Origin of the sequence: Streptomyces nodosus (assembly GCF_008704995.1) — a bacterium.
Classification (GTDB): domain Bacteria; phylum Actinomycetota; class Actinomycetes; order Streptomycetales; family Streptomycetaceae; genus Streptomyces; species Streptomyces nodosus.
Genome location: NZ_CP023747.1, coordinates 5,076,343 through 5,099,279, shown reverse-complemented (window position 1 = coordinate 5,099,279; position 22,937 = coordinate 5,076,343). Strand labels below are relative to the sequence as shown.

Annotated in this window: 21 protein-coding genes, 1 tRNA gene and 1 pseudogene; 1 reads left to right on the top strand and 22 read right to left on the bottom strand. The window is 69.8% G+C overall.

Annotated elements, in window-relative coordinates:
* Positions 1-57 precede the first annotated feature (57 nt).
* From CP978_RS23110 to CP978_RS23015, 20 genes are all read right to left on the bottom strand, one after another.
* Positions 58-873 (bottom strand): F0F1 ATP synthase subunit delta, encoded by an 816-nt coding sequence (locus tag CP978_RS23110; protein ID WP_043443911.1) that lies wholly within the window; start codon positions 871-873, stop codon positions 58-60.
* Positions 870-1,421: a F0F1 ATP synthase subunit B gene (locus CP978_RS23105; RefSeq protein WP_043443909.1), complete on the bottom strand. Its 552-nt coding sequence runs from the start codon at positions 1,419-1,421 to the stop codon at positions 870-872. Before CP978_RS23105 ends, CP978_RS23110 begins: the two co-directional genes overlap by 4 nt.
* 38 nt (positions 1,422-1,459) lie before the next feature.
* On the bottom strand, positions 1,460-1,702 hold the full coding sequence (gene atpE / locus CP978_RS23100) for an ATP synthase F0 subunit C (RefSeq protein ID WP_043443907.1): 243 nt from the start codon (positions 1,700-1,702) through the stop codon (positions 1,460-1,462).
* A gap of 79 nt (positions 1,703-1,781) precedes the next feature.
* Complete coding sequence (gene atpB, locus CP978_RS23095; RefSeq protein ID WP_479725621.1) at positions 1,782-2,600, bottom strand: F0F1 ATP synthase subunit A; 819 nt, start codon at positions 2,598-2,600, stop codon at positions 1,782-1,784.
* 225 nt (positions 2,601-2,825) lie between these two features.
* Positions 2,826-3,263 carry a Cg1360 family ATP-synthase-associated protein gene (locus CP978_RS23090; RefSeq protein WP_043443905.1) on the bottom strand — a complete coding sequence of 146 codons (438 nt, stop codon included), beginning with the start codon at positions 3,261-3,263 and terminating at the stop codon, positions 2,826-2,828.
* 301 nt (positions 3,264-3,564) lie between these two features.
* On the bottom strand, positions 3,565-4,899 hold the full coding sequence (locus CP978_RS23085; protein WP_043443898.1) for an MraY family glycosyltransferase: 1,335 nt from the start codon (positions 4,897-4,899) through the stop codon (positions 3,565-3,567).
* A 149-nt stretch (positions 4,900-5,048) separates the two neighbouring features.
* Complete coding sequence (locus tag CP978_RS23080; RefSeq protein WP_043443896.1) at positions 5,049-6,290, bottom strand: serine hydroxymethyltransferase; 1,242 nt, start codon at positions 6,288-6,290, stop codon at positions 5,049-5,051.
* 297 nt (positions 6,291-6,587) lie between these two features.
* A complete protein-coding gene (locus CP978_RS23075) occupies positions 6,588-7,238 on the bottom strand; it encodes an arsenate reductase/protein-tyrosine-phosphatase family protein (protein ID WP_150478290.1) in 651 nt (216 codons plus the stop codon).
* A gap of 61 nt (positions 7,239-7,299) precedes the next feature.
* Complete coding sequence (locus CP978_RS23070) at positions 7,300-7,947, bottom strand: L-threonylcarbamoyladenylate synthase (protein WP_043443891.1); 648 nt, start codon at positions 7,945-7,947, stop codon at positions 7,300-7,302.
* A gap of 55 nt (positions 7,948-8,002) precedes the next feature.
* Positions 8,003-8,842, bottom strand: coding sequence for a peptide chain release factor N(5)-glutamine methyltransferase (gene prmC, locus CP978_RS23065; protein WP_150478399.1), 840 nt, complete (start codon positions 8,840-8,842; stop codon positions 8,003-8,005).
* A gap of 102 nt (positions 8,843-8,944) precedes the next feature.
* A complete protein-coding gene (gene prfA, locus CP978_RS23060; RefSeq protein WP_043443889.1) occupies positions 8,945-10,012 on the bottom strand; it encodes a peptide chain release factor 1 in 1,068 nt (355 codons plus the stop codon).
* A 158-nt stretch (positions 10,013-10,170) separates the two neighbouring features.
* On the bottom strand, positions 10,171-10,392 hold the full coding sequence (gene rpmE, locus CP978_RS23055; protein ID WP_043443887.1) for a 50S ribosomal protein L31: 222 nt from the start codon (positions 10,390-10,392) through the stop codon (positions 10,171-10,173).
* A 148-nt stretch (positions 10,393-10,540) separates the two neighbouring features.
* Positions 10,541-11,680, bottom strand: a complete 1,140-nt coding sequence (locus tag CP978_RS23050; RefSeq protein WP_043443885.1) for an LCP family protein — start codon at positions 11,678-11,680, stop codon at positions 10,541-10,543.
* 604 nt (positions 11,681-12,284) lie between these two features.
* The gene (rho, locus tag CP978_RS23045; RefSeq protein WP_043443883.1) at positions 12,285-14,264 is read right to left on the bottom strand and encodes a transcription termination factor Rho; all 1,980 of its coding nucleotides are present in this window, start codon (positions 14,262-14,264) and stop codon (positions 12,285-12,287) included.
* 408 nt (positions 14,265-14,672) lie between these two features.
* Entirely contained in the window at positions 14,673-15,590 is a 918-nt protein-coding gene (gene thrB / locus CP978_RS23040) for a homoserine kinase (protein WP_043443881.1), read from the bottom strand.
* A gap of 243 nt (positions 15,591-15,833) precedes the next feature.
* Entirely contained in the window at positions 15,834-16,892 is a 1,059-nt protein-coding gene (gene thrC, locus CP978_RS23035; RefSeq protein WP_043443879.1) for a threonine synthase, read from the bottom strand.
* A 6-nt stretch (positions 16,893-16,898) separates the two neighbouring features.
* Positions 16,899-18,245 (bottom strand): homoserine dehydrogenase, encoded by a 1,347-nt coding sequence (locus CP978_RS23030; protein ID WP_043449326.1) that lies wholly within the window; start codon positions 18,243-18,245, stop codon positions 16,899-16,901.
* Between the two features lie 280 nt (positions 18,246-18,525).
* On the bottom strand, positions 18,526-19,917 hold the full coding sequence (lysA, locus tag CP978_RS23025) for a diaminopimelate decarboxylase (RefSeq protein WP_043443877.1): 1,392 nt from the start codon (positions 19,915-19,917) through the stop codon (positions 18,526-18,528).
* A gap of 15 nt (positions 19,918-19,932) precedes the next feature.
* The gene (nrtL, locus tag CP978_RS23020) at positions 19,933-21,075 is read right to left on the bottom strand and encodes an ArgS-related anticodon-binding protein NrtL (RefSeq protein WP_043443875.1); all 1,143 of its coding nucleotides are present in this window, start codon (positions 21,073-21,075) and stop codon (positions 19,933-19,935) included.
* A 95-nt stretch (positions 21,076-21,170) separates the two neighbouring features.
* Positions 21,171-21,767 carry a response regulator gene (locus CP978_RS23015; protein WP_376697996.1) on the bottom strand — a complete coding sequence of 199 codons (597 nt, stop codon included), beginning with the start codon at positions 21,765-21,767 and terminating at the stop codon, positions 21,171-21,173.
* 142 nt (positions 21,768-21,909) lie between these two features.
* Here CP978_RS23015 and CP978_RS23010 point away from each other — a divergent pair.
* A tRNA-Arg gene (locus CP978_RS23010) sits at positions 21,910-21,981 on the top strand.
* Between the two features lie 175 nt (positions 21,982-22,156).
* Here the strand turns inward: CP978_RS23010 and CP978_RS35775 are convergent.
* Together CP978_RS35775 and CP978_RS35770 are read right to left on the bottom strand one after the other, a co-directional pair.
* Positions 22,157-22,537 (bottom strand): DUF6083 domain-containing protein, encoded by a 381-nt coding sequence (locus CP978_RS35775; RefSeq protein WP_043443873.1) that lies wholly within the window; start codon positions 22,535-22,537, stop codon positions 22,157-22,159.
* A 74-nt stretch (positions 22,538-22,611) separates the two neighbouring features.
* Positions 22,612-22,809, bottom strand: a pseudogene (locus tag CP978_RS35770) (tyrosine-type recombinase/integrase); the annotation flags it as partial.
* Between the last annotated feature and the right edge of the window lie 128 nt (positions 22,810-22,937).

Genomic DNA, 22,937 nt, shown 5'->3' with positions numbered 1-22,937 from the left:
CCCCCAGGAATCCTCTGCACGGCCCAACGCGGGCCGTAGTACTGCTGTCGAGTTGCGTCAGCTCGCCATGCGGCGGGCGGCGTCCTCGAGCCGGTCCGCGAGCGAACCGTTGATGACCTCGTCACCGACCTGCACCCGGATCCCGCCGACGACCTCGGGGTCCACGTCGAGATTGAGGTGCATACGGCGCCCGTAGAGCTTGGCGAGAGCGGCGCCGAGGCGCTGCTTCTGCGTGTCGCTCAGCGGGACGGCCGAGGTAACGACGGCGACCAGACGGTCCCGGCGCGCGGCAGCCAGCTTGGACAGGGACTCGAGTCCCGCTTCCAGGCTACGACCCCGCGACACGGTCACAAGGCGCATCACCAGACGCTCGGTGGTGGCATGGGCACGACCCCCGAGCAGCCGCCGCAGCAGCTCGGTCTTGGCCGGGGCGCCCGCGCCCCGGTCGGTCAGCGCCGCACGCAGGTCGGGGTGGGAGGCGACGATCCGGCCGAACCGGAACAGCTCGTCCTCGACATCGTCCAGCGCGTTCGTCTGCTGGGCGGCGGTGAGGTCGGCGAGGTTCGCCAGCTCCTCCAGCGCGTCCACCAGGTCACGCGGCTGCGACCAGCGCGAACGCACCATACCCGCCACCAGGTCCACGGCCGTGCCGTCGACCTGGCTGCCGAGCAGGCGCTGCACCAGCTCGGCCTTGGCCTCGCCGGGCTGCGCCGGGTCGGTCAGGACCCGACGCAGCGACGCCTCGCGGTCGAGCAGCGCGGTAACGGCGGCCAGCTCGTCGGAGAGCCGCGTCGCGTCCACGGACGTGGAGTCCGTCAGCGCGTCGAGACGCTCACGTGCGGCTGCCAGGGCCTCGCGGCTCGCTCCGTTCATCGCGCGGCCTCGGCCTTCTCCTCGAGCTCGTCGAGGAAGCGGTCGATCACGCGGCTCTGACGGGCGTGGTCCTCGAGGGCCTCGCCGACGAGCTTGCCGGCCAGGTCGGTGGCCAGTCGGCCGACGTCCTGCCGCAGCGCCTGACCGGCCGCCTTGCGGTCGGCCTCGATCTGCGCGTGTCCGGCGGCGACGATCTCCTCGCGCTGCCGCTGACCCTCCGCGCGCATCTCGGCGATGAGAGTGGCGCCCTGCTCCTGCGCCTCCTGGCGCAGCCGCGCGGCCTCGTGCCGGGCTTCGGCGAGCTGAGCCTTGTACTGCTCAAGCACGCTCTGGGCCTCGACCTTCATGGCGTCGGCCTCTTCAATGCCGCCTTCGATCGCCGCGCGACGCTCCTCGAGAACCTTGTTGATGTTCGGGAGCAGCTTCTTCCAGAAGAAGAAGAACACGATGGCGAAGGCGATGGTGCCGACGAGCAGCTCGGGACCGGCCGGGTAGAGCGGGTTCTGCCCCGTCTCCTCGGCCGCCAGCTGCACCAGGTTGGCGATCACATCAGTGCCTTTCGTCGATACGTGCTGGTAAGGGGTGATTACTTACCGAACACGAACGGCATGACGATGCCGATCAGGGCCAGCGCCTCACAGAAGGCGAAGCCCAGGATCTGGTTGGCGCGGATCAGACCGGCCGCCTCGGGCTGGCGGGCCAGGGCCTGGGTGCCGTTACCGAAGATGATGCCGACGCCGATGCCCGGGCCGATCGCGGCGAGGCCGTAACCGATGGAGCCGACGGAGCCGTGGATGCCATCAGCGGCGAGGGTCTGGAGAGCGGACATGCCGGTTCTTCCTTCTCTTTCATGGACCGGTGGGGGTTGACCACCGGACGACTGGGAGTGTGCGGGCGGGTGGTTCGGCTCAGTGGTGCTCGGCGAGAGCGCCCTGAATGTACGAGCAGGCGAGGAGCACGAAGACGTACGCCTGGACGGCCTGCACGAAGAGCTCGAAGCAGATCATGGCGATGGTCATCACGAACGAGACGCCGGCCGCCGGGATCATGTAGCTGTTCATCAGGTACCAGGAGGCGACGGTGAACATCACCAGCATCAGGTGACCCGCGAACATGTTGGCGAAGAGTCGCACCGCGTGTGTGAACGGGCGGACCAGCAGGTTCGAGAAGAACTCGATGACCATGACCAGCGGCAGCACCGCACCGAGCGACTTGTCATAGCCCGTGACGTTCTTGAAGAAGCCGACGAAGCCGTGCTTCTTGAAGGTCAGGGAGACCCAGGTGATGTAGACGATCAGGGCGAGCACCATCGGGAAGGCGATCACCGAGGAGACCGGGAACTGGGCCAGCGGGATCACGGACCAGACGTTCATGATCCAGATGAAGAAGAACAGCGAGACCATCAGCGGGACGTACTTCTCGCCCTCGCGCTTGCCGAGCGTCTCGTAGACGATGCCGCGGCGTACGAAGTCGTAGCCGGCCTCGCCGATCATCTGGAGCTTGCCCGGAACCACCTTGGCCCTGCCGAAGGCTGCGGAGAAGAACACCACGATCAGGGCGGTGGTGATGAGAGCGAGCAGCATCACCTTGTTGAACTCGAAGCCGCCGACCGTGGCGAGCGGCTTGAAGAGGAACGACTCAAGGCCCGGAGCCGGAAAGCCACACCCGTTGTCGGACAGGATCCGACAGCTCCAGTCAAAGGCGAGCTGGGTCTGGTCAGCACTCACCGCGGGCTCCTTCGGCGTGACGCATGGGTAGGGCAACCTCGTTGTGTCGGCGCGGCGCGCAGCCGCGGGTCGGCACCGGACTGGTGTTACGGATGTGGAGGCGGCCGGGGAGCATCAAGCCTCGCGCTTGAGCAGGCGTCAGCTCAGATGCCCGCGCCCGCGATGCCGCAGTTGGCACCGGACGATAGCAGGATCTCGCGCACGTCCTTATACCGGCCCTACCCCTCACGATGTAGAGCCCGCCTTCTGGGACTCGCCGCGCGGGCCGGAGTCCGGATCGACGTAAAAGATCTTCGCCTTCATGTGCGCACGAGCCTGCGCGGCCATCCATACGACGGTCGCGACCACGAGCGAGAACGCGAAGGTCTTCGGGTTGAAGAGGGAGGTGTCCTTGAAGACGCCCACGAAGATCAGGAGCAACAGCAGCTGGGCGACATAGAGCAGCAGCCCCATGGCCTGGAACAGGTGCGGAAGCGATTTCGCCGTCCACTGGAGCACATACAGGCCGATCCCCATGAACAGGATGGCCAGCACGGTGCCGACGGCCGCACCGATCGCCCCCTTGCCCCCGGCGACCGCACCGCTCACGGCCACGGCGATCACGCCGACGGCCGCTGTGGGCACAGCGGTCTGGAGAAGGTTCCGGGCGTCACTGGACGGCATGGCGGCAACTCCGCGAACTGAAGGGGGCAGGGCGTCGTCATGGACGAGCGTAATCCCGGGGCGAGCGGGAACCTCACGCCGAGGGGGACCGCGACAGCGGGCCCTTCGACTGTACCCCGGGAGTTCTCGTGAACGGTATCACAAACTATTTGATGCGGCCTTTACCTAGTGGCTGTGCGCACCATCACACATGAGATCGAACCTGCACATCTGCGGGATACCACAGGCAACTTGGGCAGCCTTGAGGGGGTTTGCACCCCCAGGTTTCGGCAACGCATTAGTCAGATTCTTACCTTGTACTTCAGCGCGACGACTCGGTCTTGCGCCGGTCCAGCTGGGCACGGCCGCCGATGGCCGTGGCCCCATTGACCCCTGAGACACCCGCGCCCACCGGGGTGCGCGGCTCCTCTCCGGGCTCCGGCCGGTCCTCCTCCGCGGCGACGGCGGCCGGCACCGGTTCGATCACGGCCCGCCGGCGGTAGCGCGGGGGGACGAAGGCCTCGGCCCAGCGAGGGGCGCGCGGGGTGAACCGGGGCAACAGAAGCAGGATCAGGCCCACCGCGCTCAGCACCACGATGCCGAGCACGATCCACAGCGACGCCGAGTTGACGGAGTACGCCAGAGCACCGAAGGCGATCAGCGCCGACCAGAAGTACATGATCAGCACCGCCCTGCTGTGCGAGTGGCCGATCTCCAGGAGCCGGTGGTGCAGATGGCCCCGGTCCGCGGCGAACGGCGACTGTCCGCGCCAGGTCCGGCGCACGATGGCGAGGACCAGGTCGGCGGCCGGGACCGCGATGATCGTCAGCGGCAGCAGCAGGGGGATGTAGACGGGGACGGTCTGGTGGACCGTGGCGCGCTCGGAACCGTAGAAGAGGTTCAACGAGTCGGGGTCCAGCTGCCCGGTGATCGAGATGGCACCGGCGGCCAGCACCAGACCGATCAGCATCGACCCCGAGTCGCCCATGAAGATCCGCGCCGGATGCATGTTGTGCGGCAGAAAGCCCAGGCACATGCCCATCAGCACGGCCGCGAACAGGGTCGCGGGAGCCGCGGGCTCCAGCCCGTAGCCGTACCAGATCCGGTAGGCGTACATGAAGAACGCGGCAGCGGCGATGCACACCATGCCCGCGGCCAGACCGTCCAGGCCGTCGACGAAGTTGACCGCGTTGATCGTGACGACCACCAGCGCCACGGTGAGCAGGGTGCTCTGCCCCTGGGTGAGCGAGACCGTGCCGATGCCCGGGACGGGCAGCCACAGGATCGTCAGGCCCTGCATGACCATGACGCCCGCGGCGATCATCTGGCCACCCAGCTTGATCAGGGCGTCGATCTCGAACTTGTCGTCCAGCACACCGATCAGCCAGATCAGCGCGGCCCCGGACAGCAGCGCCCTGGGCTCGTTCGACCGGGCGAAGACCTCGTTGAGGTTCTTGAGGTGGTCGGCGACCAGCAGGCCCGCGCACAGCCCGAAGAACATGGCGATACCGCCGAGCCGGGGAGTGGGTTCCCGGTGCACGTCACGGGCCCGGATCTCCGGCATGGCCCCGGCGACGATCGCGAATTTACGTACCGGCCCTGTCAGCAGATACGTCACCGCGGCCGTGACACAGAGCGTCAGCAGGTATTCACGCACAGGCTTCCCCACAGGTCTCGCTGGGCATCCTCAGCCCCACACCCTAGTGCCCCGACGGACGGCACCGGCTTCGCGTGCATATCGTTGAGGACCGACGGGTAGCCACGATGGTTGCACGGACGGCTGTGTGCCGCGCCGCACCCCCGCCCTCACCGGTCCGGATACGGCGGAAAACCGCCGGTGAACTCGCGCACCCGGGCACGCGCCTGCGCGCCGTCCACCTCGTCGCGCAGCACCGAGGCGAACAGCTCGGCGATGTACGCCATTTCGGCCTCTCCCATGCCCTGTGTGGTCGCGGCGGCGGTGCCCAGGCGCAGACCGCGGGCGTCGCCGTGCGGCAGCGCACAGGTGTCCAGGACCACCCCGGCCGCCGCGAGCCGCCCACGGGCCGTACGGCCGTCCACCCCGAGCGGAGCCGGGTCCAGGGTCAGCAGATGGGTGTCGGTGCCGCCGGTGGTGATCACCAGCCCCTGGGAGCCCAGCCCCGCCGCCAGCCGCCGCGCGTTGGTCACCACCTGATGCGCATAGCGGGCGTAGGCCGCCGTCGCCGCCTCGCCGAACGCGACGGCCTTGGCGGCGATGGTGTGCATCTGGGCGCCGCCCTGGGTGAAGGGGAACACCGCCCGGTCCACCCGCTCGGCCAGTTCGCCGCCGCACAGGATCATCCCGCCGCGCGGGCCGCGCAGCACCTTGTGCGTGGTGGCGCACACGATGTCGGCGTACGGCACCGGATTGGGCGCCGCTCCCCCGGCCACCAGTCCGATGGGATGGGCCGCGTCGGCGATGAGATAGGCGCCCACCTCGTCGGCGACCTCCCGGAAGAAGGCGTAGTCGATATGGCGCGGATAGGCGATGGACCCGCAGACGATGGCCTTGGGGCGGTGTGCCAGGGCGAGCATGCGCACCTGCTCGTGGTCGATCAGCCCGGAGTCCGCCTCGACCCCGTAGCCGACGAAGTCGAACCAGCGTCCGGAGAAGTTGGCGGGTGAGCCATGGGTGAGGTGGCCTCCGTAGGACAGCCCGAGGGCGAGCACGGTGTCGCCGGGCCTGAGCAGGGCGGCGTACGCGGCGAGCACGGCGGACGATCCCGAGTGGGGCTGCACATTGGCGTGCTCGGCCCCGAACAGCGCCTTCGCCCGCTCCACGGCGAGGCGTTCGGCGACATCGACGATCTCGCATCCCCCGTGGTACCGGGCGCCCGGATACCCCTCGGCGTACTTGTTGGCCATCGGGGAGCCGAGAGCGGCGAGCACCGCGGGCGAGGTGAAGTTCTCGGCGGCGATGAGCTGGAGCGTCGTCGACTGCCGGTCGAGCTCCCCGAGGATGATCTCGGCCAGCTCGGGGTCCTGCCGGCGCAGAACATCGGCCTCGAGGGTACGGGTGACCGCCATGATGGGCTCCGGACATCGGGAACGTACGTCCCAATGTAGGCCCACCCCACCCGACCCGCCCGAAACCACGCCCTCACGGGTGTACCCCCGAAAGCAGCTGCGCCCCGAAAGGGGCGCGGGGAACTGCGCGCTCAACCACGACGAACCCGCACCGGCTGAACCCCCCGCACACCCCGCGCGGTGGCGCCCCTGAAGGGGCGCGGGGAACTGCGCGACCGACCACGACGAACCCGCACTCGCACGGCCACAGCAAGCAAGTCCCGAGCCCATAGGCGCCCCGCACAAGGCCCCCGCCGACTACATCCGCGCCGGCACACCCGTAAGCGCCGTCACCACCGGATCCAGCGCCTGCTGAATCTCATCCCCGATGGACCGGAAGAACGGCAACGGCGCCCCGTACGGGTCATACACCTCGTCCGCCTCCGCCGTGGGCGCCAGCAGCCACCCCCGCAGCGCCGCCGCCGCCCGGACCAGCGCCCGGGCCCGGGCCACCGCCCCGTCCTCCAGAGGAGGCAGCGTGGCGGGGTCTATGGCCCGCACGAGCCGCGTGAACTCCTTCAGCGTGAAGGTCCGCAGCCCCGCCGAGTGCCCCATGGAGATGACCTGCCCCCGATGGTCACGCGTCGCCGTCAGCACCAGATCGGCACGGATCACATGCTCGTCCAGGAGTTCCCGTCCGACGAACCCGGAGGCGTCCGCCCCGAAGTCCGCGAGGACCGTCTCGGCGTTCGCCTCCATGGGCGCGCCCTCATGGCCCCAGGTGCCCGCGCTCTCCACGATCAGGCCGCCCCACAGGGGGTCTCCGAGCCGGTCCGCCAGGGCATGGCGGGTCAGCCGCTCGGTGATCGGCGAGCGGCACACATTGCCGGTGCTGACGTGCAGGATGCGGAACGAGTCACGGGGCAGCCCGAAGGTCCCCGTCTCCTCCCCGCTGCCTATGCCACGCATGGGGATCCCCCCTGCTCATGAGGGATCCCCCGCCGGAGCCCGGGGGAGTCAGGGGCGGCCGTCAATTCGCCACCTCAAGGTCGGGTACGACCTTGCGCAGCTCCTCGGCCGACACCGCTCCCTGACGCAGCAGGACCGGCACCTTGCCCGTGACGTCGACGATCGACGACGGGACGTTCCCGGGGGTCGGACCGCCGTCCAGATAGACGGAGACCGAGTCGCCGAGCATGTCCTGCGCGGCGTCGCAGTTCTCCGGCGCCGGGTGGCCGGTCAGATTGGCGGAGGAAACCCCCATCGGGCCGACCTCCGTCAGCAGTTCGATGGCGACCGGGTGCAGCGGCATGCGCACGGCCACCGTGCCCCGGGTGTCCCCCAGGTCCCACTGGAGGGAGGGCTGGTGCTTGGCGATGAGGGTGAGGGCGCCGGGCCAGAACGCGTCGACCAGTTCCCAGGCCATCTCGGAGAAGTCCGTGACGAGCCCGTGCAGCGTGTTCGGGGAGCCGATGAGGACGGGCGTGGGCATGCTGCGGCCCCGGCCCTTGGCGTGGAGCAGATCGGCCACGGCCTCCGAGGAGAAAGCGTCGGCGCCGATGCCGTAGACGGTGTCGGTCGGCAGCACCACGAGTTCGCCACGGCGGACGGCGGAAGCGGCTTCACGCAGACCGGTCACGCGGTCGGTCGCGTCGTTGGTGTCGTATCGCCGTGCCATCTTCAGCGGTCCTCCTCGTACACGTACTGCTGCGGAAAGAGAGTCTTCGGGGTGCTCACGGCAGCGCCCTGCGGGCGGTCGCGAAGCGGGGGCGGTTGTTGAGGTCGGGGTGGTCGGCCGCGTCGGCCCAGCCCCGCTCCTCGGTGAAGATCCACGGCACCAGTCCGCCCTGGGTGTCGGCGTGCTCGATCACGACGACACCGCCGGGGCGCAGCAGCCGGTGCGCGGTGCGCTCCAGGCCGCGGATGAGGTCCAGGCCGTCCTCCCCGGAGAACAGGGCCATCTCCGGGTCGTGGTCCCGGGCCTCCGGGGCGACGTACTCCCATTCGGTGAGCGGGATGTACGGCGGGTTGGAGATCACCAGGTCGACCTGTCCGTCGAGGTCGGGGAAGGCCGTACGGGCGTCTCCCTGACGCAGGTCGACCCTGGACCCCTCCATGTTCCTGCGGGTCCACGACAGGGCGTCCTCGGACAGCTCCACGGCGTGCACACGGGACCGCGGCACCTCCTGGGCCAGGGCGAGCGCGATGGCGCCCGAGCCGGTGCACAGATCCACGATCAGCGGCTCGACGACGTCCATGGCGCGCACCGCGTCTATGGCCCAGCCGACGACCGACTCGGTCTCCGGCCGGGGCACGAACACCCCGGGACCGACCTGGAGTTCCAGATAGCGGAAGTAGGCGCGTCCGGTGATGTGCTGGAGCGGTTCGCGGGCCTCGCGGCGGGCGACGACCTCCCAGTAGCGGGCGTCGAAGTCCGCATCCTTCACGGAGTGCAGCTCGCCCCGCTTGACGCCGTGCACGAACGCGGCGAGTTCCTCCGCGTCGTTGCGCGGGGAGGGCACGCCGGCGTCGGCCAGCCGCTGGGTGGCCTGGGCCACCTCCGCCAGCAGCACGCTGCGGGCAATCGGGGGTCGCCCCCCAAGGTTCTGCTGCACGCTGGTCCTCCGGTGTGTCGTACGTGCCGTCTGCGGGACGCGCCGTGTGCGGGACGTGCCTTACGCGGCGGCGAGCTTGGCGGCCGAGTCCGCGTCGACGCAGGCCTGGATCACCGCGTCGAGGTCGCCGTCCAGGACCTGGTCCAGGTTGTACGACTTGAAGCCGACGCGGTGGTCCGAGATGCGGTTCTCCGGGAAGTTGTAGGTACGGATCTTCTCGGAGCGGTCGACGGTGCGGACCTGGCTGCGGCGGGCGTCGGCGGCCTCCCTCTCCGCCTCCTCCTGCGCCATGGCGAGCAGCCTGGAGCGCAGGATACGCAGTGCCTGCTGCTTGTTCTGCAGCTGACTCTTCTCGTTCTGGCAGGAGGCGACGACTCCGGTCGGGACATGGGTGATGCGCACCGCGGAGTCGGTGGTGTTGACGGACTGGCCGCCGGGTCCCGAGGAGCGGTAGACGTCGATGCGCAGATCGTTGGGGTTGATCTCGATGTCGACCTCCTCCGCCTCCGGGGTGACCAGCACACCGGCCGCGGAGGTGTGGATGCGGCCCTGGGACTCGGTGGCGGGCACACGCTGCACCCGGTGCACCCCGCCCTCGTACTTCAGCCGGGCCCATACGCCCTGGCCGGGCTCGCCCTGGCCGCGGGTCTTCACGGCGACCTGGACGTCCTTGTAGCCGCCGAGCTCGGACTCGGTGGAGTCGATGATCTCGGTCTTCCAGCCGACGCGCTCGGCATAGCGCAGATACATGCGCAGCAGATCGCCAGCGAACAGGGCGGACTCGTCGCCGCCCGCGCCCGCCTTGACCTCGAGGATGACGTCCTTGTCGTCGTTGGGGTCGCGCGGGATCAGCAGGAAGCGGAGCTTCTCCGTCAGTTCCTCGCGCTGCCTCTCCAGATCCTTGACCTCGACGGCGAAGTCCGGGTCGTCGGCGGCCAGTTCACGCGCGGTGCCGATGTCGTCGCCGGTCTGCTTCCAAGAGCGGTAGGCGGCCACGATCGGGGTCAGCTCGGCATAGCGCTTGTTCAGCTTGCGCGCGTTCGCCTGGTCGGCGTGCACCGACGGATCCGCGAGCTTCTTCTCCAGATCGGCGTGTTCACCGACCAGTTCCTCGACCGCCTCGAACATCTCCGGCTCCCATGGGATGTCCCCTGCCCGGGCCGGGGCGTGGGGACGTGTGTACGACGAATTGGGGCTGCACCGCAAAGCGCCGGTCCCGTCGCTCCCGCTGCGACGCGGGGTCCGCGCGCAGGTCGGGAGCGCCGGAGACCGGCGCCGAGGGCTCGCTACTTCTTGGCAGCGGCAGCCTTGCCGAAGCGGGCCTCGAAGCGGGCCACACGGCCACCGGTGTCGAGGATCTTCTGCTTGCCCGTGTAGAACGGGTGGCACTCGGAGCAGACCTCGGCCCGGACGGTGCCGGACTCGATGGTGCTGCGAGTGGTGAACGACGCGCCGCAGGTGCAGCTGACCTGCGTCTCGACGTACGCGGGGTGGATGTCGCGCTTCAAGGTGTCTCCTAGGTTCGGGAGGGCGCCGGGTCGCAGCCGCGGGATGCGGGAGCGTGAACCGGAGCCGACGTACCAGTTTGCCAGTACCGGCCGTATCCCCCAAAACCGGGGGCGGGCCCGATCTGTTCCCGACCCGCCGCGGCGGCGCCTACGGCGAGGTCACGACCCCGTCGGCCCTGCCGACGGCCGCCCCCTCGGTGGCGCTCGCCGGGATGGGTCTGTCGTTCTTCAGGGCGTCCCACACCTGCTGGTCCTTGTCCTGCTGCGGGAGGACACGGTTGGGATCGGCCGGGTCGTACCGGACCGGCATCGTCACCATGTTCATATGGGACGCACTGATGCCCTTGAGACCGTTGGCGAAGGACGCCAGTTTCTTGACGGAGGCCAGGTCGGAGTCGGTGGTGACGGCCTTGGTCGCGGTGTCGGCGAGACCGAAGAGCTTGGCCGGGTTGGTCAGGACGCCGATGTGCCCGACCCGGTCGGCCAGGGCCTTGATGAAGGCCTGCTGGAGCTGGATGCGGCCGAGGTCGGAGCCGTCGCCGACGCCGTGCCGGGTGCGGACCAGGCCGAGCGCCTGGGTGCCGTCGAGGGTGTGGGTGCCGGCCTTCAGATCGAGGTGGCTCTCCGGGTCCCTGATGTCCTCGGTGGTCGTCACCCGCACGCCGTCGAGCCCGTCGATCAGTCTCTTGAAGCCGGAGAAGTCGACCTCGACGTAGTGGTCCATACGGACACCGGTGAGTGACTCGACGGTCTTCACCGCGCAGGCGGCGCCACCGGTGGAGTACGCGGAGTTGAACATCGCCGAGCCGGCGGCCGGGTGCACGGTGCCCTGGGCGTCGGTGCACTCGGGCCGGTCGACGAGGGTGTCCCGGGGCAGCGAGACCACATCGGCCTGCTTGTGGCCCTTGCGGAGGTGCACGATCATCGCGGTGTCGGAGCGGGCGGTGCCGTCGTCGGTGCCGCCGCCCAGCTTCCTGTTGCCGCCCGAGCGGCTGTCCGAGCCCAGGACCAGGATGTTCTCGGAGCCGTCGGCGGATTTTCCGGGCCGGTGGGTGCCGAGCATGTGATTGATGTCGACGCTTCTGATGTTGCCGTTGAGCTTGAAGTACAGATATCCGGCGCCGGTGCCGCCGAGGACCAGGACGCCCGCGGCGGTCCAGGCCGTGACCAGGAGGGCCGTGTGTCGCCTGCTCCGGGGCTTGCGGCGGCGGCCGCGGCCCCGGCGGCGCGGGCCGGTCGTCGTGGCCTGGTGGGCTATTCCGGCGCCCGGCGTGCTCTCGGCAGGCATGTGCTCCTCGGTCCGTTCCGTTCCGGCCTTCCCGAAGCGCCCGGTTTCACCCGAGCGGGGGAACCCCCTCCATCTCCACGGTCACTCCGTCCGGTCAGACGGAGAAACCGGAAAAAGGGTTGCACAACGCTCGTGTGCCCCTCCTGAGCGAGAACGAACACGCCGGGTCACCGCGACACCGCCCGAAAGCCGCTCACCTCGGCGTTCCCCCCGCGCCAGGAACCTCCGGCACCCCACCCCCACCCTCACCTCCTGTGACAAACCTCTCCCCCACAGCACACTCCGTGAGCACTGACGAGCCCCTTGACGCCCGCCCACCCCTCCCCCGGTCCCCCCTTCCGGAAGCCCCCCGAACACCCCTCTACGCCCCCGTTGCGGTTGCAGAGCGGCCACACTTCGCCCCAGGGCGAACGCCCTAAGCGGGGCGCGGGGAACTGCGCGACCAGCCACAACCAACCCGCACCCGCACCCCCACAGAACCCCCCGAGCTCATAGGCGCCCCTTAAAACGCCCCCCGCCCCGGGACCCGGAAAACGCCGAGGGCCGCGGCCCTCACAAGAGGGGTCGCGGCCCTTGATACCCGGAACGTCTCCTGGAGACGACCTCAGTCGCCGTTCGGCGCCGGCGTCGTCTTCTGGATCTGCATCAGGAACTCGACGTTCGACTTCGTCTGCTTCATCTTGTCGAGCAGCAGCTCGATCGCCTGCTGCTGATCCAGCGCATGCAGCACCCGCCGCAGCTTCCAGACGATGCCGAGCTCCTCCGCACCGAGCAGGATCTCTTCCTTACGCGTACCGGAGGCGTCCACGTCCACCGCCGGGAAGATGCGCTTGTCGGCGAGCTTCCGGTCGAGCTTGAGCTCCATGTTGCCGGTGCCCTTGAACTCCTCGAAGATCACCTCGTCCATGCGCGAACCGGTGTCGACCAGCGCGGTGGCGAGGATCGTCAGCGAGCCGCCGTCCTCGATGTTGCGCGCGGCACCGAAGAAGCGCTTCGGCGGGTACAGCGCCGTGGAGTCGACACCACCGGACAGGATGCGGCCGGAGGCCGGGGCGGCGAGGTTGTACGCACGACCCAGACGGGTGATCGAGTCGAGCAGGACGACGACGTCGTGGCCCAGCTCCACCAGCCGCTTGGCCCGCTCGATGGCGAGCTCGGCGACCGTGGTGTGGTCCTCGGCCGGACGGTCGAAGGTCGAGGAGATGACCTCGCCCTTGACCGACCGCTGCATGTCGGTGACCTCTTCCGGACGCTCGTCGACCAGGACGACCATCAGGTGGCACTCGGGGTTGTTGTGGGTGATCGCGTTGGCGATCGCCTGCATGATCATGGTCTTGCCGGTCTTCGGCGGGGCCACGATCAGACCGCGCTGACCCTTACCGATCGGCGACACCAGGTCGATGATGCGGGTGGTCAGCACGCCCGGGTCCGTCTCCAGACGGAGGCGGTCCTGCGGGTAGAGCGGGGTCAGCTTGTTGAACTCCGGGCGGCCGCGGCCGTGTTCGGGGGCCATGCCGTTGACGGAGTCCAGGCGGACGAGGGCGTTGAACTTCTCGCGGCGCTCGCCCTCCTTCGGCTGACGGACCGCACCGGTGATGTGGTCGCCCTTGCGCAGACCGTTCTTGCGGACCTGGGCGAGGGAGACATACACGTCGTTCGGGCCCGGCAGATAGCCCGAGGTGCGGATGAAGGCGTAGTTGTCGAGGATGTCGAGGATGCCCGCGACGGGGATCAGGACGTCGTCCTCGGCCAGCTGCGGCTCGGCGACGTCGTCACGGCCACGACGGCCCCGACGGTCCCGGTAACGGCCGCGACGGCCCCGGCGGCCGCCGTCGAAGTCATCCCCGTCCTCCTCGGCCCGGCGGTCCTGGCGGTCCTGCCGGCCCCCGCCCTGCTGCTGGCCCTGCTGCTGACGCTGGCCGCCCTGGCCCTGCTGCTCGTCGCCCTTGTTACGGCGGTCACGGCCACGCTCACGGCGGTCGCGGCGACGGCCGTCACCGTCGGCGTCGCCCCTGGCCTCGCCCTGCGCCTGCTGGGCCGTCGTCTCGGCCTTCGGCTCGCTCTTCGCGTCGGCGGTGACCGTCTCGGGGCTGCCGGCCTCGGCGGTGGCACGGCGCCGACGGCGCTCGGCCGGGGCGTCGTCACCGGCTCCCTGGCCGGGGATGTCGATCTGCTGCGCGGCCTCGGACTGCGGGGCGGCGGCCTGCTCGTCGAGCGCGGTCGCGGCCTTGACGGACGCCTTGTCGGCCTTGGAGTCGGCCGTGGCGGCCCCGTCGGTGCGGGTCCTGGAGGTGGCGCGGCGCTTGGGCTTGGTCTCGGTGGCGGTCTCGGCCTTGGCCGGGGCACCACCCCCCGCCTGCGCCTCCTTGATGACCTCGATCAGCTGGCTCTTGCGCATGCGCGCCGTGCCCCTGATGCCGAGGCCGGATGCGACCTGCTGCAGCTCGGCCAGCACCATGCCCTCGAGGCCGGTACCACGGCGCCGCCGGGAGCCGGCACCGGTGGCAGGCGCGGAGGCGTCCGTGGCGGGCGCGGCAGCGGTCTCCTCGACACGTGCGCCCATCAGATCGGTGGTGTCGCTCACGAAGGGTCCTTCCCTGGAGCGGACGTCGGCCTGTCTGGCTCGGCGACCGGTTGTGCTGTCCGGCTTCGATCCCGTCTGTGTGGACCGTGCCGGGGCGGTGGTCCGCCCTAAGCGGCGGAGGAACATCTGGTGATTGGCGTTTCCCGAAGCCGTGGCACCCGTGGTACGTCACGCGGCTCGGTCGCGCCGGATTCCGGAGCGTGCTCGGCAAACCGCTCAGTGCACGGGTACGACGTACAGCTCACGTACGGGGTACGAAACACAGTGCGGCTTGGGAGGCTCCTGGAAGAATGGTTGCCCCGGACGGGGACACTAAGCACCTCGCCATGGCTGGGTCGGGTGCAGACTTGAGGTTAACACTACCGGATCCAACAAACATTCCCCCTCTCCAAAACCGGCAACCGTGTGTCAGGACGCAAGCGGCAGCACGCTCGCTCCCCGGCTGTCGAGTTCCAGACGGTTGGCGGCCCAGCCCTCGCCCGCCAGGTCGGCTACTTTGTCCGCGCTCGCGCCGTCGGCCAGCGCCAGGACGGTGGGTCCCGCGCCGGAGATCACCGCGGGGATCCCGTCGGCCCGCAGCCGCTCGACCAGCGCCGCGCTCTCCGGCATGGCCGGGGCGCGGTACTCCTGGTGGAGACGGTCCTCGGTGGCGGGCAGCAGCAGTTCGGGACGCCTGGTCAGCGCCTCGACGAGCAGCGCGGCGCGACCGGCGTTGGCAGCGGCGTCGACATGCGGCACGGTGCGCGGCAGCAGTCCACGCGCGGTCTCGGTGAGCACCGGCTTCCCCGGCACGAAAACCACCGGAACGATGGAATCGACGGGGTCCATGCGGATCGCACGGGCGACACCGCGGTCCAGCCAGGAGAGGGTGAAACCGCCGAGCAGGCAGGCCGCGACATTGTCGGGGTGACCCTCGATCTCGGTGGCGAGCTCCAGCAGCGCGGCGTCGTCGAGCCGGCTGTCGCCGCCTATGGTCACGGCGCGGGCGGCGACGATGCCCGCGCAGATGGCGGCGGAGGAGGAGCCGAGGCCACGGCCGTGCGGGATGCGGTTGGCGCAGACGATCTCCAGGCCGCGCGGCTGCCCGCCCAGGACGTCGAAGGCGGCCCGCAGGGAGCGTACGAGGAGATGGCTCTCGTCACGAGGGAGCGTCCCGCCGCCTTCACCCGCGATGTCGATGTGCAGCCCGGAGTCGGCCACCCGGACGACCACGTCGTCGTAGAGCCCCAGCGCGAGACCCAGGGCGTCGAAGCCCGGACCGAGATTGGCGCTGGTGGCGGGGACGCGCACCCGGACGGCGGCGGCACGGAACGCTGGACCGGCCATCGCTCGATGACTCTCCTTGAGCTACGTGATGGTCGACATGACACCCGATATGTACGAAGAACCCTGAGGCCGGGCCGTCGGGGACGGCGCAGCACCGCGGCAGGTGCGGCGGCGGGTTGAGTACAGCCTATCGAAGGAAGGTTCTGTGGCGACATAGGGCGCACGGGAGGCGCACGATGCGTGTCGCAAGCCCCCTGTGCACCCTCTGCGCGTTCCGACCGGGTGTTCCCCGCCGGAACCGGGTTACGCCAGCCCGAGCTGTTCGGCCGCCGTCGCCGCGTCGACCGGGACCGTGACCGGCTGCGGGGCTCCCGCGACGGCCCAGTCGGGGTCCTTGAGGCCGTTGCCGGTGACCGTGCAGACGATGGTCTGACCCGGATCGACCTTGCCCTGCTCGGCCGCCTTCAGCAGACCGGCGACGGACGCGGCGGACGCGGGCTCCACGAAGACGCCCTCCTGCGCGGCCAACAGGCGGTAGGCGCGCAGGATCTCCCGGTCCGTCACCTCGTCGATGAACCCGCCGGACTCGTCCCGCGCCTGGAGGGCGTACGTCCAGGAGGCCGGGTTGCCGATACGGATCGCGGTGGCGATGGTCGACGGGTCCTTGACGACCTCACCGCGGACGATCGGGGCGGACCCGGACGCCTGGAAGCCCCACATGCGCGGGGTGCGCCGGGCGACACCGTCGGCGGCGTACTCCCGGTAGCCCTTCCAGTACGCGGTGATGTTGCCCGCGTTGCCGACCGGCAGCACATGGATGTCGGGGGCGTCGCCGAGCATGTCCACGATCTCGAAGGCCGCCGTCTTCTGGCCCTCGATACGCACCGGGTTGACCGAATTGACCAGCGCCACCGGGTAGTTGTCGGAGAGCTCCCGGGCCAGGGTGAGACAGTCGTCGAAGTTGCCGTCGACCTGGAGGATCTTGGCGCCGTGCACCAGGGCCTGGCCCATCTTGCCGAGCGCGATCTTGCCCTGCGGCACCAGGACGGCCGAGACCATCCCGGCGCGCACGGCGTAGGCGGCGGCGGAGGCGGAGGTGTTGCCCGTGGAGGCGCAGATGACCGCCTTGGCGCCGTCCTCCTTGGCCTTGCTGATGGCCATGGTCATGCCGCGGTCCTTGAAGGACCCGGTCGGGTTGGCACCCTCCACCTTGAGGTGGACCTCGCAGCCGGTGCGCTCGGAGAGGATCCGCGCGGGCACGAGCGGCGTACCGCCCTCACGGAGCGTCACGACCGGCGTGCTGCCGGACACCGGCAGCCGATCCCGGTACTCCTCGATGATTCCGCGCCACTGGTGGGTCATTGCTGCTTACTCTCCTTCAACCCGCATGATGCTGGCGACACCCCGCACGGTGTCGAGACTGCGCAGTGCCTCGACGGTCCCGGCCAGGGACGCGTCGGACGCACGGTGGGTGACGACGACCAGGGACGCCTCCCCGACCGGCCGGTGCTCGGCTCCGCCCTGTTCGGCGGCGACCGCCTCGCCGCCGCCCTGGTTCCTGCTCTGCTGGCGAACGGTGTCGATCGAGACGTCGTGCTCGGCGAAGACGGTGGCGACCTGGGCGAGAACACCCGGCTTGTCGTCCACGTCGAGGCTGATGTGATAGCGAGTGACCACCTCGCCCATCGGGGACACGGGCAGCGCGGCATAGGCGGACTCACCGGGTCCGGTGGCACCGCCGAGCCGGTTGCGGCACACGGCCACCAGGTCGCCGAGCACGGCGGACGCGGTCGGGGCGCCGCCCGCGCCCGGGCCGTAGAACATCAGCTGGCCGGCGGCGTCCGCCTCCACGAAGACCGCGTTGTACGCGCCGCGCACGGAGGCGAGCGGGTGGGTCAGCGGAATCATGGCGGGGTGCACCCGGGCGGTGACCGAGCCCCCGTCGGCCGCGCGCTCACAGATGGCGAGCAGCTTGATGGTGCAGCCCATCTGCTTGGCGGAGGCGAAGTCGGCGGCGGTGACCTCGGTCATGCCCTCACGGTAGACGTCGTCGAGACGCACCCGGGTGTGGAAGGCGATCCCGGCCAGGATGGCGGCCTTGGCGGCGGCGTCGAACCCCTCGACATCGGCGGTCGGGTCGGCCTCCGCGTACCCGAGGACGGTGGCCTCGTCGAGGGCCTCCTGATAGCCGGCGCCCGTGGAGTCCATCTTGTCGAGGATGAAGTTGGTGGTGCCGTTGACGATGCCGAGCACCCGGTTGACCTTGTCACCGGCGAGGGACTCGCGCAGCGGCCGGATCAGCGGGATGGCACCGGCGACGGCGGCCTCGTAGTAGAGGTCCTCGCCGTGCTCCTCGGCGACGGCGTGCAGCGCGGCCCCGTCCCGGGCGAGCAGGGCCTTGTTGGCCGACACCACCGACGCGCCGTGCTCGAAGGCGGCGGTGATGAGGGTCCTGGCGGGCTCGATCCCCCCGATGACCTCGATCACCACATCGATGTCGCCGCGTTTGACGAGGGCGGTGGCATCGGTGGTGATCAGCTCGGCGGGAATGCCCGCGCGCACCTTGGAGGGCCGCCGTACCGCCACGCCCGCGAGTTCCACGGGGGCCCCGATCCTGGCCGCGAGGTCGTCGGCGTGCGTCATCATGATGCGCGCCACCTCTGAGCCGACAACCCCACAGCCCAGCAGCGCCACCTTCAGCGGACGCGTACGCATCATCCGACCTCGTTTCCTCATGCGGTCTACAGCGGAACCCAGTCTCACGCACCGGACGGGATTTTCTGCCTTTAGTCCGGATCGTGAGATGTCTATTTCATTTTTTCGGCGGCGAAAGACCGGAAGATCTTCCGCCGGGATCGGACACGGTCTCGCGGCCCGGAAGCGCCCTGGAAACCGGCGCCTCACAGGCGCTCCCCACCGGCCCGGAAGCGCCCTGGAAGCCGGCCCCTCACAGGCGCTGCCCACCGGCCCGGAAGGGAGCCGCCTGTGAAACGGCTCACCCCACGTCGAGACGCAGCAGATCCTCCTCCGTCTCACGTCGGACGATCACCCGAGCCTCGCCGTCGTTCACGGCCACCACCGGCGGGCGCGGCACATGGTTGTAGTTGCTGGCCATCGAACGGCAGTACGCCCCGGTGGCAGGCACCGCCAGCAGGTCGCCGGGCGCCAGATCGGCGGGCAGGAACGCGTCCCGTACCACGATGTCCCCGCTCTCGCAGTGCTTGCCGACCACCCGGACCAGCAGGGGCTCGGCGTCGGAGGCCCGGGAGACCAGCGCGACGCTGTAGTCGGCGTCGTAGAGCGCGGTACGGATGTTGTCGGACATGCCGCCGTCGACGGAGACGTAGGTCCGCAATCCGTCCAGGGGCTTGACGGTGCCGACCTCGTACAGCGTGAAGGCCGTCGGACCCACGATGGCGCGCCCAGGCTCGACGGAGATGCGCGGAGTGCGCAGCCGGGCCGCCTCGCACTCACGGCCGACGATCTCGGTCAGCGCCTTGGCGATCTCATGCGGCTCACGGGGGTCGTCGTCGCTGGTGTAGGCGATACCGAGCCCGCCGCCGAGGTCGATCTCGGGGAGCTCGACGGAGTGTTCGTCGCGGATGTCCTTGAGGAGCCCCACCACCCGGTGCGCGGCGACCTCGAACCCGGACATGTCGAAGATCTGTGAGCCGATATGGCTGTGGATGCCGACCAGTTCGAGCCCGTCGAGCCGGAGCGCACGGCGCACCGCCTCGGCGGCCTGACCGCCGGCGAGCGGAATACCGAACTTCTGGTCCTCGTGCGCGGTGGCGATGAACTCATGGGTGTGCGCCTCGACGCCGACCGTGACACGGATCAGCACCCGCTGCCGCTTGCCGAGGGACGAGGCGATGTGCGCGACCCGCACCATCTCCTGGAAGGAGTCCAGGACGATCCGCCCGACGCCGCTCTCGACCGCCCTGGTGATCTCCTCGGTGGACTTGTTGTTGCCGTGGAAGGCGATCCGCTCGGCGGGCATCCCGCCGGACAGGGCGGTGGTCAGCTCACCGCCGGAGCACACGTCCAGGTTCAGCCCCTCTTCGTACAGCCAGCGCACCACGGCGCGGGAGAGGAAGGCCTTACCGGCGTAGAACACATCGGCGTCCTGCCCGAAGGCACCACGCCAGGCACGGGCGCGCTCACGGAAGTCGGCCTCGTCGAGCACATAGGCGGGGGTGCCGAACTGCTCGGCGAGGACCTTGACGTCGACGCCGCCGACCCGGACAGCACCGTCCTCGCCCCGGCCGACGGTCTGGGCCCACACCTTGGGGTCGAGGGCGTTGAGGTCGGCGGGTGGCGCCGTGTAGTGGCCCTCGGGCAGGACGTCGGCGTAGCGGGGCCCGGCGGGATGTGCGGAACGGCTCATGACTGTGTGGCTCTCTCAGAGATGTTCGGGTGCGCTGATGCCGAGCAGGGACAGGCCGCCGGCCAGCACCGTCCCGACGGCTTCGGCGAGCGCCAGCCGGGCCCGGTGGGCGGCCGAGGGTTTCTCGTCACCGAGCGGGAGGACGGTGTGCTGGACGGCGAGCAGGGCATCGGCGAGGACGACGAGATGCCGGGCGAGCCGGTCGGGCGCGCGCTGGGCCCCCGCCTGGGCCAGGACGTCGGGATACTCCGCGAGCGCCCGGACGACGGCACCGGCGTCCGGTACGTCACCGGGGATCGCGTCGAAGCCGAGGCGGGCCGCGTTACGGCCGAGCGCACGGGTCCGGGCGTGGGCGTAACGCACGCGGAAGAGCGGATTGCTCTCGCGTTGCAGCAGATGATCGGCGGTGATCCGCGGCCGGTCGCGGCTGGCGGGATACAGCAACGCCCAGCGGGCGGCGTCGGGACCGAGCGGCGCGGGATCCTCGGCCGCCGGAACGGGCCGCAGATCCACCCGCTCCCCCGGCCGCGCATGCGCGACCTCGACGCGGCCGCCCTGGGTGGCGATGATCCGCACCAGCGCGTCCGCGACCACTTCGGCGCGCATGTCGTAGGGGATGCGGAGGGGGATGACGTGGCCGTTCAGGGTGGTGGTGTGGCCGTAGGGGGGGTGGGGGGTGCTGGAAGTGCTGGAGGTGCCGAAGGTGCTGGTGGTGCTGTGTGTACCGGAGGTACTGCGGGTGCGGGAGATGCCGGGGGCGCCGGCGATGTCGTGAATACCGGAGGCACTCAGGTCGCCGGGGGCACCGGGAGTGCCACCGCCCCGGCGATCGAGAATCTCCCGGACGAGCGCGGCTGTGGCGGCCGTGGCGGCGGCCCGTTCGAGCCGGATATTGAGAAAACCGGGCCCGGTGATCTCGACATCGGCGACCCCGGCCGTCTCCCTGATCCGTAGCCGCAGAATCTCCGCCACGTCGAGCGGCGCCCTCCCGGCCGGCCGGGCCAACTGGAGGGCGACATTGGTGGCGTAGTCACCGCACCCCCCGGGCCCCGGCGGCCCGACCACCACCCGTGGCGGCACGGCCACATCCAGCTCCCCGTCCGCCACGGCAGAACGCACCGCGTGCAGCACGGTGCGGGAGAGCTCGACGAGAGTCACGGGACAAGGGTATGGGAGGAGGGGGGTGGGTATGCGAACCGATTCACCGCCTGGTCCGGCATGTGGACGGCGGGGCGCCACGAGGCCCCCACCGCTCAGCCGCCGCCGGCCCGCCCCACACGATCATGCGACCCGGCCTGCCCGGTCTTCCCCGAGTCCCCCCCACCGGAGCCCGAACCGCTCCCGAACGCCTTCTCGCCCCCACCACCGGGACCACTACCGGCCGCACCGGCCCCCGGGACGACGTCGGCACCGGAGCCGCCCCGTCCACGACGCCCCATCAACCCCCTCACCAGCCGCACGAGTTCCGTCGGCTCGAAGGGCTTGGCGAGAAACGCGTCGACACCCGCGTCGAGCCCACTCTCGACCTCATGCTGCGTACAGGCGCTGATGACGGCGAGCGGAAGATCCCGGGTACGGGGATCCGCACGCAACCGGGCCGCCGTCCGCAGCCCGTCCAACCGGGGCATCACCACATCCAGGGTGACCACATCGGGCCGCACCCGATGCACCACGTCCAAGCACTCGGCACCGTCGGCCGCGGTCACGACCTCGAGACCCTCCAGCTCGAGGTTGACCCTGATCAGCTGCCGGATGACCTTGTTGTCGTCCACAACAAGCACCCGACCCGACACGCCTGGCACACCTCGAGGGTAGGTCGGCAGACGGTGCCGCGTCCGGGTTTTCCCCACTTCCACCCCACCCGGGCTTACCGTGCCCCCTCACCCCCATGACCCCCGAACCACGCCCGCCCCACACCCGGGAAACCTGTTCATGACGACCCCGAAAGAGCTGGTAGGGTTCTACCCGTCGCCGCAAGAGAGCGGCCGATACGCCCCCGTAGCTCAGGGGATAGAGCAACGGCCTCCGGAGCCGTGTGCGCAGGTTCGAATCCTGCCGGGGGCACCCTGCATGAGGTGCCCAAAGACCCCGTCACCAGCGGAAACGCTGAGGCCGGGGTCTTCGCGTATATGCAGACGTATGCAGCACTGAGCGGCCCCAGGACGGGGTCTGTGGACTATTCGTGGACAGAATCTTGAGGCAAAGGCCCTGGTCAGCCTCGGTATTTGCGGAGTGCCCGTCAGCCCGCGTCCGGCCACCGCTCAGGGGTCGGAGGCGGCTCCGGTTCGTCCCGTTCCGCCTGCCGCGCGTTCTCTCCCCGTAGGGCCGTCAGCCACGGCCATAGGTCTGGCAGTGACTGCGCCGGGCAGGCCAGGCGGTGTTCGATACGGCACCGCTGGAACTGATCCGGGGGACAGACCCCGTAGACGGTCACCCGACCATCGGACAGCTCGATCCACCGGTGCTCCGCCGGCACCGTGTGAGCCGGCGGAGCCATGTCCGGCTCCAACATGACCCAGTCATACTCAAGCGTCGCCACCCGATCTTGCGGCAGGCCGCAATACAGACAGCGCGGCTGCTGGCCGCCGAGTCGACGCGGCTTCTCCTCTAAAGCCCCCATGTAGTGAGGGTCGGCGCTTCGGCAGCCCAGGTGTAGAGCGCGAACCAGACGTGACACCTGAGGCGCTTGTGCATTTAGAAAACGAGATACGACGCGGCAGGTGCAGGCAGCAACCACCGACCGAGGGAACTCGGCCGATATATGGCGAAGCACTTGGCGTAACGGGATAGCAGGACCTCCACGCTATTGCCCGCACGCTGGGCAACCTCAGTCGGGTCTACACCGGAGTTGAGCCAGGTAAACAGCGCGGAGTGCCGGAGGTCGTACGGACTAGCCCTGCGCCAGTCCGTCTCAGTTTCCGTCTCATTCAGTGACGTTCACCGCCGTTCAGACAGGCTCATCAACTGAGACCGTCCCGGTACTCGCCCGCCTATGAACGTAGATGAACGGCCATGGCCAC

Coding starts and splice junctions, on each gene's coding strand:
- atpE (WP_043443907.1), bottom strand. CDS start 1,702: ATGTCCGCTCTCCAGACCCTCGCCGCTGATGGCATCCACGGCTCCGTC.
- CP978_RS23070 (WP_043443891.1), bottom strand. CDS start 7,947: ATGGCACGGCGATACGACACCAACGACGCGACCGACCGCGTGACCGGT.
- lysA (WP_043443877.1), bottom strand. CDS start 19,917: ATGAGCCGTTCCGCACATCCCGCCGGGCCCCGCTACGCCGACGTCCTG.
- CP978_RS23075 (WP_150478290.1), bottom strand. CDS start 7,238: ATGCGTGGCATAGGCAGCGGGGAGGAGACGGGGACCTTCGGGCTGCCC.
- thrC (WP_043443879.1), bottom strand. CDS start 16,892: ATGACCCACCAGTGGCGCGGAATCATCGAGGAGTACCGGGATCGGCTG.
- prfA (WP_043443889.1), bottom strand. CDS start 10,012: ATGTTCGAGGCGGTCGAGGAACTGGTCGGTGAACACGCCGATCTGGAG.
- CP978_RS23030 (WP_043449326.1), bottom strand. CDS start 18,245: ATGCGTACGCGTCCGCTGAAGGTGGCGCTGCTGGGCTGTGGGGTTGTC.
- thrB (WP_043443881.1), bottom strand. CDS start 15,590: ATGGCCGGTCCAGCGTTCCGTGCCGCCGCCGTCCGGGTGCGCGTCCCC.
- CP978_RS23110 (WP_043443911.1), bottom strand. CDS start 873: ATGAACGGAGCGAGCCGCGAGGCCCTGGCAGCCGCACGTGAGCGTCTC.
- CP978_RS23050 (WP_043443885.1), bottom strand. CDS start 11,680: ATGCCTGCCGAGAGCACGCCGGGCGCCGGAATAGCCCACCAGGCCACG.
- CP978_RS23080 (WP_043443896.1), bottom strand. CDS start 6,290: ATGGCGGTCACCCGTACCCTCGAGGCCGATGTTCTGCGCCGGCAGGAC.
- CP978_RS23090 (WP_043443905.1), bottom strand. CDS start 3,263: ATGCCGTCCAGTGACGCCCGGAACCTTCTCCAGACCGCTGTGCCCACA.
- CP978_RS35775 (WP_043443873.1), bottom strand. CDS start 22,537: ATGGGGGCTTTAGAGGAGAAGCCGCGTCGACTCGGCGGCCAGCAGCCG.